The following is a 16,097-nucleotide window of genomic DNA, read 5'->3' as shown; positions in this document are numbered from 1 at the left end:
CATGATCATCCGCATCGACCAGAAGTCGGAAGAGCCGCTGTACCTGCAGATACGCGGGCAGATCATCGCGGCCATCGCGCGCGGCGAGCTGGCGCCGGGGCACGCGCTGCCCAGCGTGCGCGCGCTCGCGGGCGACCTCGGCATCAACCTGCACACGGTGAACAAGGCCTACGCGGTGCTGCGCGACGAGGGCTACGTGCTCATGCGCGGCCGCAGCGGCGCCTACATCGCCGACCCCTGCGAGGACGACCGCGCCGACCGCGCGCAGATGGAGCTGGCCAAGATGGAGGATTCCCTGTTTGAGCTGGCGCTCGCGCACCGCGCCCGCGGCGGATCGCGCGGCGAGTTCCTGGAGTGCGCGAGCGCCCAGGCGGCCCGCGCGTACGCCGCGCTCGAGCGTGCGGACGTCGACCCGGCGCCTTCTGAGAGCGCGGCTCGCGAGCGCGCGGCGCAGCGGCGCGACGCGCGGGCGGGCACGGGGGCGGCCCCGGTCGGCGCGGGTGCCGAGGGAGGGCTCGCGTGATGGACGAGGCCTTCGGCATGGCGTCGATGATGCTCATGATGGCGCTTTTGCTGCCCGTCATGGGCATCCTTATGGCGGTGACCCCCTACCTGCAGCGCCGCGGCGAGGTGTTCGCCGTCACGGTGCCCGCGTCGGCGCAGCGCGACCCCTACCTGCGCGGACTCAAGCGACGCTACGCCTTCATCATGGGCGCGGTCACGGCCGTGCTCACAGCCGCCGGTTTCGCCGCGGCGCTGGCTGAGGACGAGGCGGCCATCATCGTCGTGCTCGCGGCGGGCACGCTGGCCATCATGCTGGGCGGCTACGCCCTCATGCTGCGCTACCGCGCCAAGACGAAGGCCTACAAGCGCGCGCAGGGTTGGGAGGCGCGGGCCCAGGAGGCCGTGGCCGTGGTGGGCGAGGGCGACGTGCCGCGCGCCATCTCGCTTGCATGGAACCTGCTGTACCTGCCGATCATCCTGATCACGGTGGGCATCGCCATCGTGGGCTACCCGCACATGCCCGACATGATCCCCATGCACGCCAACTTCGACGGCACCGTGAACGACTGGGCGCCGAAGGGCCCGATGGTGGTGGCGTTCCCCGTGCTCGTGCAGCTGTTCCTGGCGGCGACCATGGCGTTCTCGCATTGGACCATCCTCAAGTCGAAGAAGTGGGCCGAGCCGGGCGCGCCGGCCACCTCCGCTTTGGCCTACGGCCTGTTCGCCCGCGCGCAGAGCGTGTTTCTGCTGGTGACAGGTCTTCTGCTGACGGGCGGCATCGGCATCTTGTTCGAGCTTGCGGCGATGGAGGTCGTCTCGCTGGGGCAGGCGGGGCTCGTGATCATGGCGCTGGCAGTGCCCATCGTGGTGGGCTCGCTCGTCCTCGGCGTGGTGTACGGGCAGGCCGGCTCGCGCGTGTTCAAGCGCATGCAGGGCTCCGACACGCTGCTGGCCGACGACGACGAGCACTGGAAGCTCGGCATCTTCTACGTCAACCCCGACGACCCCGCCTTCGTGCTGCCCGAGCGCTTCGGCGTGGGCTGGACGTTCAACTTCGCCCGCCCCGCGACCTGGGCCATCGTGGCAGGCATCCTGGTAGTGACGACCGGCTTCATCGTGGCCGTCATGGCGCTGGTGTAGGGGGCGATGGCGGTCGGCGAAGCCGGTCTGGTATAGTGTGTTCCAACAGGAGGAGGGGGAGGGGATGGCCTGTTGGAAACCGCTTACCTGAAGGAGTACCTGGCGTTCTCGCGCACGCTCAACTATGCCCAGGCGGCGTCAGAGCTGTTCGTGTCGCAGCCCGCGCTGCGCGCCCACATCCGCGCGCTCGAAGACGAGGTGGGCGCGCCGCTCACCGTGAAGCGCAACGGGGCGCTTGCGACCTGGAGGGCTACACGCTGCTGCTGGGCAATTCGCAGAACATGGTGGACGCGGGCCGGACGGTGGCCGACTACTTCGCTCATGCGGGCGTGATGGTGGAGCCGGACAACCAGCCCTGCGCGAACTACCTGGACCTCTACCTGTCGGGGCTGGGCGAGACGTTCGGCGTGGCGCTGGCCGGCTCGCGCTCGGGGCTGCGCGAGAGCCCCGACATCAGGATATTCGAGGTGGAGGACTTCTCGGTGCCCTGCGAGCTGCACGTGTTGAGCGACCCTGCTCGGCTCGATGCCTGCGGGTTCGCGTTTCTGGAGCGCCTGCGCGCGGCGGCCTGCGCGGCGTGAGGCTCGGTGGCGCGAAAAGCCCCGCGCCGGGGAGGGCGACGCGGGGCGGGACGTGCGAGGCGGCGGGGCTGGGCGCCTACTCGCCGATGATGCTGCCGGCTGCCATGTAGCCGCCCACGAACGACAGGCCCACGTCGCCGTAGATGCCGTTGAACGGCTTGCCGGCGATGTTGTTCTCGCCGTTGGAGCCGCCGGCGGTGTGCCAGCCGGCGTACAGTCCGGGGATGACCGCGCCCTCCGTGTCCACGACCTGCATCTTCGGGTTGATGCGCAGGCCGCACTTCGTGGCGAACAGGTTGCCGCCGATCTTCGCGCCGTAGTACGGCGGCTCGCTGATGGGGATGAGCCATTCGGGATCGTACTTGTACGTGGGCACGGGGTCCTCGTCGGCCTCGCAGGCCTTGTTCCAGTCCTCGACGGCCTTCACCAGCACGCCTTCGCGTAGGCCGAGCTCCTGCTCAAGCTCCTCGATGGTGTCGCATTCCTTCACCGCGCCCGCGTCCACCATGAGCTGGAACGCGTTGCGCCAGTCGCGCTGCCACTCGGGCACGCGGTCGATGAGCGGGTCGTCCTCAGGGATGACCTTGCCCACGCGGCACACGGACTGCTTGAAGTAGTTGTCGCCCACCAGCTGCTCGAACTTCGAGTCGAAGCACACGTAGGCGCGCCCGCCCGGCTGGCTCATCTCCATGGCGCCCTGGTCGGTGAGGGCCGTGATCAGGGAGTCGGGGTCGGTGTTCATGAACGGGTAGGACGAGCCGGCCGTGCTGAGGAACGGCACGCGCTGCCCCATGCGGTTGATGAGCAGCCACGGCTGACGCACCGCCTGGTTGCCGTCCTTGTTGACGTGGGCGAACATGGTGGTGGCGAACTCGTCGTAGGGCTCCCACTCCACGCTGCCGTCGAAGCAGGCCACCGACTCGTAGCCGGAGAGGTCGGCGCCCGCGCCCAGGCCCATGCGGATGCACGCGCCGTCGTTGTAGGGCGGTGGCCACGTTCACGATGCCGCGCAGGCAGTTCGGTGTGTACTTCGCCAGCATCGCGCGGTTCATCTCGAAGCCGCCGGCCGTGAGCAGCACGCCCTTCGCTCCGCGGTAGAACTTCTCGCCGTCGGCGGTTTTGGCCTTGATGCCCACCACGGCGCCGCCGTCCATGACCAGCGCGAGCGCCTCGGTGCCCGTGTGGATGTCCACGCCGTGCTTCTTGGCCGTTTCGGTCATCATCTCGAAGGGGTAGTGGTTGATCTCGATGGAGTTCTTGGCCGTGATCTGGCCTTCCCAGTACAGGCTCTTCATGCCGGACGGGCCCTTGCTCGACGGCGCCCAGGGAACCTCCATCGCGTCGGCCATCCAGTCGATGCACTTGGGACCCTCGACGGCCATCGCGTACAGGAGTTCCGGATCGACCGTCATCTGCTGCAGGTCGTTGATGTAGGTCACCACAGCGTTCGGGTCGTAGGGGTAGACGGGGAAGGCCCATTCCGCCTCGTCGGCCATGCGGTGCCCGCCGAGGTTCACGAACATGCCGCCGTACGCCGACGTGCCGCCGGTCTTCTCGTTCTTCTCCAGCAGGATCACCTTGTTGCCGGCGTCCGCGAGGCGCACCGAGCCGGTGAGCCCGCCGCCGCCCGATCCCACAACGATGACGTCGGCCTCGAAATCCCACGTCGCCGGAGGCTCGACGGGATCGATGGGCGCGGCCGCCGCCTCGAACGCGGCTTTGGCCTTGTCGTTCGCGCCGCCGGTTTCCTCTGGCGACTTGGCCGCCGGGGCGCACGCGGCGAGCGCGCTGCCCGCGGCCGTGGCGACGGTGGCCGTGGCGGCCGCTTTGAAGAAGCTGCGGCGACTGAGCGCGTGCTTGGTTTCGTCTTGCATGATGTTCCTCCTTGGTCGGACGGATGCCCCCTCCCTGGGGCGTTGCCTTCATGATACGGGCGCGGCGACCTGGTAGAATGCAGGGAAGACCGCGCCGCGGGCGGAAGGTGCGCGGCGCATGAACGAAAAACGGCGCCCGGTGCGGAATTTCTTTCGGAAGGGCAGCGGGTTGCGCCAAGGGAATGGCTCGAAAGCGCATCGAGTGACGGTTTTGCGCGCGGCCGCAGGGTGCGTTCGCGACGTTTCACCTGGTCGGCATTCCGCATGCATCCATGTGAGTTCTGAGGACGGTCGATATGCGTGGAAAAGGGGCCTCGCCCCACGCAGAACCGTCATTCGATGCAAGAATCACGGATTTCCGTGGCGTGAATCGACGGCCGAACTTCTGGACGGTTCTCATGCAGGGGCAATTACACGGTATCGCGGCCCTCTGGCGCGGCGGTGCGCCTGCGGTTTGCTATCATGGAGCGCGAACGTGCAATCGCGAGGGACGGGATCACATGGCGTTTCTGCTAGGATGCGAGAAGGTGCGGGTGGAATTCCCCACGAAGACGGTGTTCGACAGCGTGTCGCTGGGCGTGGACGAGGGCGACCGCATCGGCATCGTGGGCCGCAACGGCGACGGGAAATCGACGCTGTTGGCCCTGCTCGCGGGAACGCTCGAGCCCGATGACGGACGCGTGCTGAAGAACGGCGCGGTGCGCGTGGGCGTGCTCGGGCAGACCGACGCGCTTCCCGACGACGCCACCGTGCGCGAGGCTGTGGTGGGCGATATGCCGGAGTACCAGTGGGCGGGCGACGCGCGCATCCGCGACATCATCGCGGGGCTTGCGCGCGACATCCCGTGGGACGCGTGGGTGGGCACGCTCTCGGGCGGGCAACGGCGACGGGTGGACCTCGTGCGGCTGCTCATCGGCGACTGGGATGTGCTCGCGCTCGACGAGCCCACCAACCACCTGGACGTGCGCGCCATCACGTGGCTGGCCGAGCACCTGAAGCGCCGCTGGCGCGCGGGGCAGGGCGCGCTTCTGGTGGTCACGCACGACCGCTGGTTCCTCGACGAGGTGTGCACGCGCATGTGGGAGGTGCACGACCGCACGGTGGAGCCGTTCGAAGGCGGCTTCTCGGCCTACATCATGCAGCGCGTGGAGCGCGACCGCTTGGCGGCGCTCGCCGAGCAGAAGCGGCAGAACGCGCTGCGCCGCGAGCTGGCGTGGCTCTCGCGCGGGGCGCGGGCGCGCGCGACGAAGCCGAAGTTCCACGTGGCCGCAGCCCAGGAGCTTATCGCCGACGTGCCGCCCCTGCGCAACGACCTGGAGCTCAAGCGCATGGCCATGGCGCGCCTCGGCAAGCAGGTGGTGGACCTGGAGCACGTGACCGTGCGCTTCGACGGCGAGGACGGCGGCAGCCGCACGGTGCTCGACGACGTGGACTGGATCATCGGCCCGGGCGACCGCTACGGCATCGTCGGCGCGAACGGCGCGGGCAAGACGACGCTCCTGCGCGTGATCCAGGGCTTGCAGAAGCCGAGCGCCGGCCGGGTGAAGATCGGCCAGACCGTGCGCTTCGCCGTGCTCTCGCAGCATCTGGACGACCTGTCCGCGCTTGGCGACGACCGCGTACGCCAGGTGGCGGGCCGCTACAGCCGCCGCACTATGCTGGACGGCAAGGAGATGACGCCGGGGCAGCTGCTCGAGCGCCTGGGCTTCTCGAACGCCGACCTCAACGAGCCGGTGTGCGACCTGTCCGGCGGGCAGAAGCGGCGCCTGGCGCTCATGATGATCCTGCTGGACGAGCCGAACGTGCTCATCCTGGACGAGCCGGGTAACGACCTGGACACCGACATGCTGGCCGCGGTGGAGGACCTGCTGGACGCGTGGCCGGGCACGCTCTTGCTGGTCACGCACGACCGCTACCTCATGGAGCGCGTGACCGACCATCAGTTCGCCGTCCTGGACGGGAAGGTGCGCCACCTGCCAGGCGGGGTGGAGGAATACCTGCGACTCGCGGCCGAGCGCGAGGCGGCGGAGCGGCCGGGAACGGGCGGGGCGGCTCCTGCCGCTGCGGTCGCACCTGCCGACGAGAGCGAAGCGCGCCTATCCGGCGGCGAGATCCGCGCGCTGCGCAAGCTCATGCAATCGAACGAACGCAAGATGGAGACACTGCGCGCGAAGGTGGACGACGTGCGCGCGCAGATGGCCGCCGCCGACCCGACGGATTTCGGCGCCCTCGGCGACTTCCAATCCCAGATCAACGACCTGCAATCCCAGGTTGACACTCTCGAAGAGGAATGGCTCGAAGCCGCCGAGAAGCTGGGGGAGTGACCGCAAGGGTCCTGGACGCCCTGTGGTACAATCCCTGCATGGGACATGGGGAGGAAAGCGAGAGCCGAGCGCGTTCGCTTGCGGTGGACCGGTATCTGCATACCGGTTCGTTCGCGGCGTTCAAGTCCACGTTTCTGTCTGGTCTCATCTTCGCATTCTTCGGCATAGGCATCTATCGCCTGTGGTACCAGTTCAACTTCTACAACCTGCATTTCTCCGCCGACGTGGGCATGGTGACGGTGGGGGCGAATATCGCGCGCGTAGCGGTGATGGCCCTGCTCGTGCTGCTGGTATACAAGGCCGGCTTCTCGCGCGCCACGCGGGGCGTGTTCGTGTGGTCGGGGTTCGTGCTCATGACCGCCTCAAGCGTGCTCTATTTGCTGGACCTGTTCTTCAACACCACCGATTTCGAGGCCATGCGCGTGGTGGTGGGCGGGATAGGCCTGGTGGGCGGCGAGATGATCTGGATATTCTTCCTGGAACGGCTGAAGCCCGGCCAAGCGTTCTTCTACGCGGCGGGAGGCCTGGCCCTGTCGTGCGCGCTTTCGCTGGTGATGGGCTACCTGGACGACGTCGTGGCCGGCATGATCAACCTGTTCGTGCCCGCTCTGTCGGTGTACGCCTACTGGCAGGCCATGACCAGGCTCGACGAGCGAACCGGGCGTAAGGAGCCCTCCACATCCGGGCGCGTCGACGCGGCTGGCAAGGCTCCGGGCGCGGACGCCCTGTACGAGTCGGGCGCGCTGCGAATGGGCGCCTTGCAGGTGGTGGCCGCCTTCTTCCTGTACGCGTTTCTGCTGGGGCTCGCGCTGGGCTACCCTGATGGGCGCCTGCGCGAGCTGTCCCAGACGGTGCGCTCGATCCACCAGGTGCTGGTGGTGGTGCTCATCGCGTTCGTGGTGTGGCTCGTGCTGGTGCGCGGGCGTGCGTTCAAGCTTCCCGGCTACTGGCTCTTCCAAAACGCGCTCATGATGGCCAGCATCTGCTTTCTCATGAGCGGTTGGGAGGGGTCGGAGGAGGCCAGCACGTTCCTGCTGACGAACGCCGTCACCTGCTTCTACATCCCGGTCGTGTTCTTCACCTACCTGATCGCCCGGCACGTGCACTGGCCCACCACGCTCGTGTACGCGGCGGTGTACGGCGGATCGCTGCTGTGCATGGCCGTCGGGCGCATCGTGGTGTACCTGGTGGGTTCGGCGCTCGATCATAGCCTGGGGCTGCTCATCGTCATGGCGCTTCTGGTGCTGGTGGAGGCCACGCTGGTCATGCGGCCGAACTTCATGGGGGACCGCCCCGTGGGGTTCGAGCTGGACGCGCTGCGCGCGGTGCCGCGCGAGGCTGTGTCGGTGCCTGGTGCGGCCCCCTCGGAAGACGCCTTCGCCCGCTGCTACGGCTTGAGCGACACGGAAGCGGCCATCGTGTCGCTGATCGCGCAGGGGCGCAGCCGCAGCTTCATAGCCGAGGCGCTCAACTATTCCGAGAACACCATCAGGAACTACACGCGCATCGTGTACCGCAAGGTTGACGTGCACACCAAACAGGAGCTGCTGGACAAGATGGCCGAAACGCGCGAAGCCTCCGAGTAGCTGCCCCGCCCCAGCCGGAAGGCGCGAGCGCCGGTGCGCAAGATGAAGGCGCGCCGACCGAAGGGAGGGAGTCGGCCGGCGCGTGAGGAAGGGGCGCTCGGACCTGATGATGCGGCCCGAGCGCCGGGAGAGGCGTGTGCGGCTAGGCGAGCGCGTTCTTCGCCGCCTGCGTTCCGGCATCGCGCCCGAACGTGATGCAGTCGGCGATGGCGTTGCCGCCCAGGCGGTTGCTGCCGTGGATGCCGCCGGTGCATTCGCCGCAGGCGTACAGGCCGGGGATGGCCGTGCCGTTCGCGTCGAGCGCCTTGGCCTCGATATCGATGCGGATGCCGCCCATGGTGTGGTGCACGGTGGGTACCTTGCGGCAGGCGTACCAGGGGCCTTCGGTGAGCTGCTGGTCGGCGGTGTTGTTGGCTTCGAACCCGAACGCGTCCTCCGCCTCGCCGGCTACCACCTTGTTGTAGCCGTCGATGGAGGCTTGCAGCTTCGCGGCGTCCATCTCGGTCTGCTTGGCCAGATCCTCCACGGTCTCGCCCTTCACGATATGGCCCAGCGCCAGCATGTTCTCGATGGTGGCGCCGTTCGCATCGGGCTCGGTCTCGGAGGGATAGCGTACCTTGTTAACCACGATCCAGTACGTGGACTCCGGCTGGGCGAAGATGGCCTTGCACAGCTTGTCGCGCTCGGCACCCTCGTTGACGAAGCGCTCGCCGCTCTTGTTGACGAAGATGCGGTTGCGCCCCGACGTGCGGATGTCCTCCATGAGGCCGGTGCCGGGCGTGCCGCACGGGTGCAGCTGGATGTCGGACAGGCCGATGAGCTGTGCGCCTGCATTCTCTGCAAGCTTGAGGCCCTCGCCCTGCGCGCAGGGCTTGATGTTCGTGCAGCCGATGGAATCGTCCAGCTTCACGTCGGCCCATACGCCGTCGTTCACCTGCTGACGGTACTCGACGTTCGCGCCGAAACCGCCCGTGGCGATGACCACCGACTTCGCGTTCACCATGACGTCCTGGCTGCCGCGATGCACGGCCTTCACGCCCGTCACGGCGCCGTTCTCCACCGTCAGCTCCTTTGCCTGCGTCTCGTGCAGCAAGGTGAGCTTGTCGGCGTTCTCCTCGATGAACTTCTGGAACGAGCGGATGTAGGTGTTGCCCGACGGTGTGGCGGGGTAGTGGCTGCGCTCGCCCAGCGACCCGGTTGCGGAGCCCACCTTGTCTTTGAACTCGACTCCCAGCGACTCGAGCCAGTGCACGGAATCAAGCGCGTTGTCGGTGAGGTAGTGGATGAGCTCGGGCGTGCCCTGCTCGTGGCCGCCTTCGTACGTGGTTTGGTAGAACGTTTCGACGGAGTCCTCGATGCCCTGCTTCTGCTGGCGGTCGGGGTCAACCGCGTTGAGCGCGCCCTCGGAGACGTTCGTCGAGCCGCCGGTGATGCCGCACTTCTCCAGCACGACCACCTTGGCACCTTCCTGAACGGCGGTGATTGCGGCAGTCAGGCCCGCGCCGCCTCCGCCGATCACGCACACGTCGGCGTCGTAGGAGGACTCTACGCTGTCCTCAGGGCCGGGGTTCTTCTCAAGCGCTTCCGAGGCGCCCGCCTGGTCGGCGCAGTCCTTTACGCCCTGCAGCAGGCACATGCTGGAAAGCGTGGCACCGGTGACGGAATCCACATCGAGCGTTTGAAGGTCCGTTATCTGCTTCGAAAGGTCCTCGAGCGCCGAAGCGCCCACGCCGAGCGATTCCTGGTTCGTGCTGGTGTCGATGGCGGTGATGGCGCTGTCCGAGAACGTCACGTCGATGGTGAACGGGGCGTTGTGCCCGGTGACCTCGGCGCTGTACGTGCCGGCCTTCCATGCGGAAGCCACCGCGTCGTCCGCCGTGCCGGTGCTGCCCGTGGGCGCCGGCGAGCATCCCGCGAATCCCAGCAGGGCCCCGCTTGCGCCCAGGAACGCCGCGCCCTGCAAGAAGGTGCGGCGGTTCAGGTTCTTCGACTGGAAGAGCGCCGCGCCGCTGGAAGCTCCTGCGCGTGCGACCTCCTCAACCACGTCGCGACCGGTAGTGCGTCCCATATGGATCCCTCCTTCCGCCCGCCGCCGGCGGGCTTCGGTTTCTCCCTACGGGCCGAAACCTTACGTCGGGCGAAGAAGGGAGGCTAGACGCAAAGGGTACTTTTCCCTGTCCAAAAGGTACTTTTCACGGATGCGGAGGGGGGGGGATGGCTCCGCGTGCGGCTACTTCCAGGTTTTGCCGCTGGCGCTGGCCGCTGGGGCGTCAGGGGCCTCCGTGTGTTCGGGGCCGCGGGACCAGGGGTCCTCCTTGGCGTCGGCTTGGGCCACTTTCAGCCAGGCGTCTTCCTGGCGCGCTTCGGCGATCCAGTCGTCCTTCGACTTGGAGAACACGCTGCCCACCATCCACACGATGCCGCACAGGATGCCGCCCACCGCGAACGCGATCCAGCTGATGGCGAACCCGCCCTGGCCGCTGCGGATGGCGTCCTTCAGCGCCCATTTGTCCAGGCCGTCCCAGCCGCCCGTCTGGCTGAGCAGCGGAACGAGGCCCCACACCAGGAACACGATCAGCGCCAGCAGCATGATGCAGCCGCAGATGACGCCCATGATGCGCTCAGCGCGCACCTGCTCGGGCGACTTCACCACGGCGGTGAGCGGCAGGTCGGCACCGAGGTTGCGGCGGTGCGCGATGTAGGTGAGCTCAGACAGGTCGTACTTCGACTTCTGCATCGCCGCCCAGATGAGCGTGCCCACCGCGACGGCCATCACGAACATGAACGGCGCGACAAGGATGTCCTCCAAGCGGACGCCGCGCACGAGATCGAGCGAACTGTCCTCCGGCGATAGCCCCACCAGCATGATGACGTCGAGCAGGATGAGCCCCACGCCGCCCGCGATGAGCACGGGGAAGCGGCGGCTGAAGCGCTCGAGGACGTCGGCGGCGTAACGCGGCTCGATGGCAGGGTTGCGGCGCTTGAACTCGCCGTGGTTGAGGCTGCCCACGATGAGGACGACCACGCCCACCACCACGAGTGACAGGAACGCGACGGTTGAGATGTTGCCCGGCCATCCGAAAGCGTCCAGGAGCACCTGCACGCCCACGCCCGCGAGGATGATCGCCACCCCCAGCGCGATGGACAGGTCGAAGCGGTTCATGTGGCGGTCGTAGCGCTCCGTGTCGTTCGTGTTCGCCACGTGCACGCTGCCGCGCATGAGGTCGTCGAGGTTCGCGTGGAACAGGTCGCACAGTTGCAGCAGCTTGTCCATCTCGGGGTAGTTCGTGCCGGCCTCCCACTTGGACACGGTCTGGCGCGACACGCCCAGCTGCTCGGCAAGGCCCTCCTGCGTCACGCCGTAGTGCTGGCGCAGGTAGACGAGGTTGTCGGCGAAGCTCATGGTGAATCCCTTCTCTGGTTTCAGTTGCATCATACCCGAAACGCCTCCCGGCCGAAGCGGCGCTTCCGATGCCTCCATGATGCGGTTGCCCGCTCGCCCGTTCCACCAACCTGGCCGTGCGTTTGGGTATTTTTCGCGCAACCTGAGCGTGCGGAAGCTGTGAGCTGGGGAAACGTGTGACTCGCAAACAGTCGAAAATTTTCGCGCGCCTTTTTGCGCGAGAGTGACCACCGCGTGTGGTTCGACTTGCTCTGTCTTTCCCGTTAAATCCACAGGCCGCGTCCGCCGTGCATGAAATCCTGCTCGCCTAACACAAAAATCCTCGACGGGGGGTGCGGCGGGATTCTTGGACTTCTCAGGCTGCGAGCCCGAGCCTTCTGCGGCGGCCGTCGATGGTCTCGTAGCGCGCTCTGCCATCGTCCGCCTTGAACGCCTTGAGGCGGCCCCCATTGTACCACGCCATGTACTCCGCGACGGCCTCGGAGAGCTCGGCGACCGAGGCCCCCGCGCGGACGAGCGAGTGGAGCCTCTCCACCTTCGCCCGGCCGAAGAAGCCCTCGCACGCCGCGTTGTCGGGGCTGTGCGCCTTGCGCGACATCGAGCGGACGAGCCCCGCCTCCCCGCACAGCGCGATCCAGCCCTTCCAGCGGTAGTGCGCGCCGCGGTCGGAGTGGATGATCGGATGCTCGCCCTCCTCGAGCGTGGCGACCGCGTCGGCGAGCGTGGAGTCGGCGAGCTCGGCGTTCGGGCTCGTCGAGATCCGCCAGGCGGAGGCCCTGCCGTCGAAGCAGTCCACGATGACGGACAGGTAGAGCCTGCCGTCGCGCCCCTTGACCTCGGTGATGTCGGTGAGCCACTTCTCGTTCGGGGCGCCCGCCGAGAAGTCGTGGCGCCCGCGCGCGCCGAGGAGCAGGTTGTCCGGGGCGTCCGAGATCTCGCCGGCGTAGGAGCTCCACCTCTTCTCCGAGCGGGAGCAGCGGGCGACCAGGCCCTGCCTCTCCATCGACCCGCGCACCTTGAGCTCGGGGGCGCGCACGCCGCGGCCCTCGAGCTCGGCCCTCACGCGCCGGTAGCCGTACGTCCCGCCGCTCTCCGCGAACGCGCCGGCCACGGCCTCGTCGAATCCCGCCGGCGGCGCGCAGGGCTCATCGAGCCTCGCCCGGTGGTAGAGGTAGGTGCTCTTGGGCATCCGGAAGAAAGTCAGCACCCGGGCCAGGGAGAGCCCGCACTCCCGCCTGAGCCTCTCGCCCAACGCGACGAGCCGCCTCTTCGAGAGGCTCGCCGGGCCTTCGGCTTTTGGGTCGCGCACCAGCTCCTTGTAGACGGCGACCTCGAAGAGCGCCTCCTCCAGCTCGGCGCGCAGCCGCGCGGCCTCCTCTTCCGATCCCGACGCCTCGGCCATGTCCCGGGGCTCCCTTCGCCTCGCCTCGCGCGGCGCGCCCTGCGCGCCCGTCTCGGACATGATAGCGCGCTTTCGGTCCCGGGCGACCCAGCTCGTCACGACGCCCGCGTCGGTGATGCCGAGCCGGCGGGCGATGTGGGACCTCTTCTCGCCCAGCTTGTGCAGGCGCACCGCCTCCTCGACGGTCGCCTTGGGGTAGTGGGCGTGGGGCTCGTGGTCGACCCGCCCGACCGTCCTGGGCCTCTCGGCGGGCAGCTCGCCCCGCTCCGCCCGCTTCTCCCATTCCCTGAGCGAGGTCCTGGACGGGGCTCCCCACTTGCGCCACGCGGCGCAGGGCGTGAACCCCTCGGCCCACATCATCTCGACGTATCGGACCTTCTCCCTCTCCGTGTACATGCGGCTCCCTCCTCGCGGCCCCTGCGGGGCCGCTTCGATCGGTCGTGGACCGCCTCGAGGCGGTCCAACTTCCTGCCGCATCCCCGACGTGAAAGGATCGGGGGCGGAAAAGGACGTCTGCGGGCTTCCCTGGGTGGTGGCGCGCCGGCGTTTCCGCAGGTCGCAGAAAGTCGGTACCCGCGCAGCTCGCCGGAATCCTTTCACGAGGGAGGTTTTTGCGCGTATGTGGTCTGGATTCGTGCACAGTGCTCCCCCGAGGGGCCGATTGCGGGTCAAAGGAGGCCAGCCTTTCTGTTCGCGCGTGTTCACCGCATTCGATTGGGTGCGCGAGCTGAACGAGGGTGATTCTATTACCGACATAAAAGGGAATAATGTCGGCAATTATGACGGTAAGTGTCGGTAGGAGGGCAGCGTTGCTCATGCAGCAAGCCCTGTTCGCAAAGTATCAACTTGTTCAAATTCCTGCAAAGTCTTTGTGTGCTGTATATCGGGCGAAGTCGCGCGTATTAGCATGGTGGTGGAAGTATCTGCGAACGCGAAGGAGCATCCCCGCATGATCAAACTCATAGCCAGCGACATGGACGGCACATTCCTCGACGAGAACGAGCGTGTGCCCGCGGGCGCGCACGACCTCATCCTGCGCCTGCGCGAGGCGGGGCTGCGGTTCGTCGCCTCGTCGGGGCGGCGGTTCGACACGCTGTGCGAGCTGTTCGAGCCCGTGGTGGACAGCATGGACTTCGTGGCCTCCAACGGCGCGCAGGTAGTGGTGGCCGGCGAGCTGGTTGACCTGGAGGTATTCTCGCATGCGGCGGTGCGGCGGCTCGCTCGCGTGGTGGGCATGTTCGACACCATGCACCTGGCGCTGTTCGATGAGACGCGCAGCTACCTGCTGGACGACGAGGCGCGCTTCGAGCGCGAGGTGGACAAGAACCTGCCGAACCCGGTGCGCGCCTTTGCCGTGCCCGCGCCGCAGGTGAACATCCTGAAAGCGTCGGTGTACTGCGACGACGCCGTCATGGACATGGCCTACATCCTCACGCGCGAGCTGGACGGCGATTTCGTGTTCGCCCCGTCGGGCCGCAAGTGGATCGACGTCATGCAGCGCGGCGTGACGAAGGCCACCGGCATCGAGCAGGTGCTCGATGCCCACGGCATCGCCGCCAACGAGATGATGGCGTTCGGCGACTCCATGAACGACTACGAGATCCTGCGCATGGCCGGCACGAGCGTGGCCATGGGCAACGCCCGCTCCGCCATCAAGCAGATAGCCGACCAGGTCATAGGCACCAACGCCGAAAACGCCGTGCAGAACGAGCTGCGGAAGCTGTTGGGGGAGCTGGGCTGACCTACATCCCCCCATGCCCGTCGCTGCTCACGCGGGCGGCGGGGTCACGCAGCACGGTGCGGTCGAGGGCGCCGATGGCGTTCGACGCGGTGACGCCGGCCACCATGGAGTCGCTCACGTTGAGCGCGGTGCGGCCCATGTCGATGAGTGGCTCCACCGAGGCCAGAAGCCCCACGATCTCGATGGGCAGCCCCATGGTTCCCAGCACGATGAGCGAGGCGAACGTCGCGCCGCCGCCCACGCCCGCCACGCCGAACGAGCTGATCACCACCACCGCCACGAGCCCCGCCACGAACGTGGGCGAGAGCACGTCGATGCCCACTGTGGGCGCGATGATGGTGGCCAGCATGGCCGGATAGATGCCCGCGCACCCGTTCTGCCCGATGGACATGCCGAAGCTGGCGGCGAAGTTGGCCGTGGCCTCATCCACGCCGAGCGCGTGCGTCTGCGTCTCGATGTTGAGCGGCACCGCGCCCGCGCTCGAGCGCGCCACGAACGCGAAGCTGAGCACGGGGAACGCCTTGCGCACGTAGGCGAGCGGGCTCACGCGGTTCGCAAACAGGATAACGAGGTGCACGAGGAACATGAACGCGAGCGCCCCGTAGGACACGGCCACGAACTTCCCCAGGTCGAGCACGGCGGCGTAATCGCTCGTGGCCATGACGTGGGCGATGAGGGCGAGCACGCCGTAGGGCGTGAGCGCGAGCACCATGGCCACGATGCGCATGACGATGCCGTACAGGCTGTCGATGAGCTGCTTGAAAAAGTCGGCCTGCTCGGAGTCCCTGTCGCGCAGCTTGAGGTACGCGAGCCCCACGATGGCGGCGAAGATGACTACGGCGATGGTGGACGTGGCACGGCTTCCGGCCAGGTCGGCGAACACGTTCACGGGGATGAACGAGAGGATCATCTGCGGCAGCGTGAGGTCGGCCACCTGCTGCTGGCCGGCTTGCAGGGCCTCAAGGCTCGCGGCATTCGCGCTCGCCCCCGCGTCGGTGAAGCTCGCGCCCGCAAGGCCGGAGAGCACGACGGCCGCCCAGCCGGTGAGCGCCGCCACCGCTACGGTGCCCAGGAGCACCGCCAGCACCACGGCCCCGATGCGTCCCAGGTGCTCGGTGGCCTGAGTGCGGGTGAACGCGCCCACGATGGCCACGAACACGAGCGGCATCACGAGCATCTTCAAGAGGGCGATGTAGCCCTGGCCCACGACGGCCATCCAATCGAGCGCCGCCGTGGCCGCCTCGCTTCCGCGGCCGAGCGCGAGCTGGATGCCCACGCCCAGCGCGATTCCCAGCCCCAGCGCCGTGAACACTCTCGGTGTGAACCCGACGCCGCGCCGCTTCAGTAGCCACAGCACCACCAGCAGGCCGACGAACACGGCCAACACGGCGAGGGCGGGAAGCAGGGTGTCGAACGGCATGGGCGATCAGCTTTCTTGACGGAGTCACCGCCCAGTATCCCGCGCGCGAGAATCTGCCCGGCCCTCCGCCCGCAACCGTCTCGCCCCCGTTGCCGAACCGATTGCTCGCCGCCTATTCGATC

The 16,097-nt window shown here is 67.7% G+C and carries 12 protein-coding genes and 1 pseudogene; 7 read left to right on the top strand and 6 right to left on the bottom strand.

Annotated features, from left to right (window positions below):
- Nucleotide 1 precedes the first annotated feature (1 nt).
- The 4 genes from FX134_RS07650 (at nucleotide 2) to FX134_RS07635 (ending at nucleotide 2,225) form a co-directional block, all read left to right on the top strand.
- On the top strand, nucleotides 2-523 hold the full coding sequence (locus FX134_RS07650; RefSeq protein ID WP_080799967.1) for a GntR family transcriptional regulator: 522 nt from the start codon (nucleotides 2-4) through the stop codon (nucleotides 521-523).
- Nucleotides 523-1,644: a DUF1648 domain-containing protein gene (locus FX134_RS07645; RefSeq protein ID WP_232050994.1), complete on the top strand. Its 1,122-nt coding sequence runs from the start codon at nucleotides 523-525 to the stop codon at nucleotides 1,642-1,644. The genes FX134_RS07650 and FX134_RS07645 overlap by 1 nt, the downstream gene beginning before the upstream one ends.
- A gap of 72 nt (nucleotides 1,645-1,716) precedes the next feature.
- Entirely contained in the window at nucleotides 1,717-1,977 is a 261-nt protein-coding gene (locus FX134_RS07640) for a LysR family transcriptional regulator (RefSeq protein ID WP_172623417.1), read from the top strand.
- Complete coding sequence (locus FX134_RS07635) at nucleotides 1,926-2,225, top strand: hypothetical protein (RefSeq protein WP_080799961.1); 300 nt, start codon at nucleotides 1,926-1,928, stop codon at nucleotides 2,223-2,225. The genes FX134_RS07640 and FX134_RS07635 overlap by 52 nt, the downstream gene beginning before the upstream one ends.
- A 76-nt stretch (nucleotides 2,226-2,301) precedes the next feature.
- Here the strand turns inward: FX134_RS07635 and FX134_RS07630 are convergent, their stop codons facing one another.
- Nucleotides 2,302-3,084, bottom strand: a complete 783-nt coding sequence (locus FX134_RS07630) for an FAD-binding protein (RefSeq protein ID WP_232050873.1) — start codon at nucleotides 3,082-3,084, stop codon at nucleotides 2,302-2,304.
- A gap of 229 nt (nucleotides 3,085-3,313) precedes the next feature.
- Nucleotides 3,314-4,099 (bottom strand): annotated as a pseudogene (locus FX134_RS14785) (FAD-binding protein); the annotation flags it as partial.
- Between the two features lie 500 nt (nucleotides 4,100-4,599).
- On the opposite strand from FX134_RS14785, the gene FX134_RS07620 reads away from it, so the two are divergent.
- Entirely contained in the window at nucleotides 4,600-6,423 is a 1,824-nt protein-coding gene (locus tag FX134_RS07620) for an ABC-F family ATP-binding cassette domain-containing protein (RefSeq protein ID WP_080799958.1), read from the top strand.
- On the top strand, nucleotides 6,420-8,009 hold the full coding sequence (locus FX134_RS07615; protein ID WP_232050872.1) for a helix-turn-helix transcriptional regulator: 1,590 nt from the start codon (nucleotides 6,420-6,422) through the stop codon (nucleotides 8,007-8,009). The genes FX134_RS07620 and FX134_RS07615 overlap by 4 nt, the downstream gene beginning before the upstream one ends.
- Before the next feature lie 142 nt (nucleotides 8,010-8,151).
- Here the strand turns inward: FX134_RS07615 and FX134_RS07610 are convergent, their stop codons facing one another.
- The 3 genes from FX134_RS07610 to FX134_RS07600 form a co-directional block, all read right to left on the bottom strand.
- Entirely contained in the window at nucleotides 8,152-10,077 is a 1,926-nt protein-coding gene (locus FX134_RS07610) for a flavocytochrome c (protein WP_080799952.1), read from the bottom strand.
- Between the two features lie 162 nt (nucleotides 10,078-10,239).
- Nucleotides 10,240-11,412, bottom strand: coding sequence for a helix-turn-helix domain-containing protein (locus FX134_RS07605; RefSeq protein WP_080799948.1), 1,173 nt, complete (start codon nucleotides 11,410-11,412; stop codon nucleotides 10,240-10,242).
- Nucleotides 11,413-11,767: 355 nt separating this feature from the next.
- Nucleotides 11,768-13,210: an IS3 family transposase gene (locus FX134_RS07600; protein WP_087881547.1), complete on the bottom strand. Its 1,443-nt coding sequence runs from the start codon at nucleotides 13,208-13,210 to the stop codon at nucleotides 11,768-11,770.
- A gap of 553 nt (nucleotides 13,211-13,763) precedes the next feature.
- On the opposite strand from FX134_RS07600, the gene FX134_RS07595 reads away from it, so the two are divergent.
- Complete coding sequence (locus FX134_RS07595) at nucleotides 13,764-14,555, top strand: HAD family hydrolase (RefSeq protein WP_080799941.1); 792 nt, start codon at nucleotides 13,764-13,766, stop codon at nucleotides 14,553-14,555.
- Between the two features lies 1 nt (nucleotide 14,556).
- Here FX134_RS07595 and FX134_RS07590 read toward each other — a convergent pair whose 3' ends face one another.
- A complete protein-coding gene (locus FX134_RS07590; RefSeq protein WP_080799937.1) occupies nucleotides 14,557-15,975 on the bottom strand; it encodes an L-cystine transporter in 1,419 nt (472 codons plus the stop codon).
- Nucleotides 15,976-16,097 lie beyond the last annotated feature (122 nt).

Source organism: Arabiibacter massiliensis (assembly GCF_902386925.1).
GTDB lineage: Bacteria > Actinomycetota > Coriobacteriia > Coriobacteriales > Eggerthellaceae > Arabiibacter > Arabiibacter massiliensis.
This window is presented reverse-complemented; position numbering and strand designations above follow the sequence as displayed.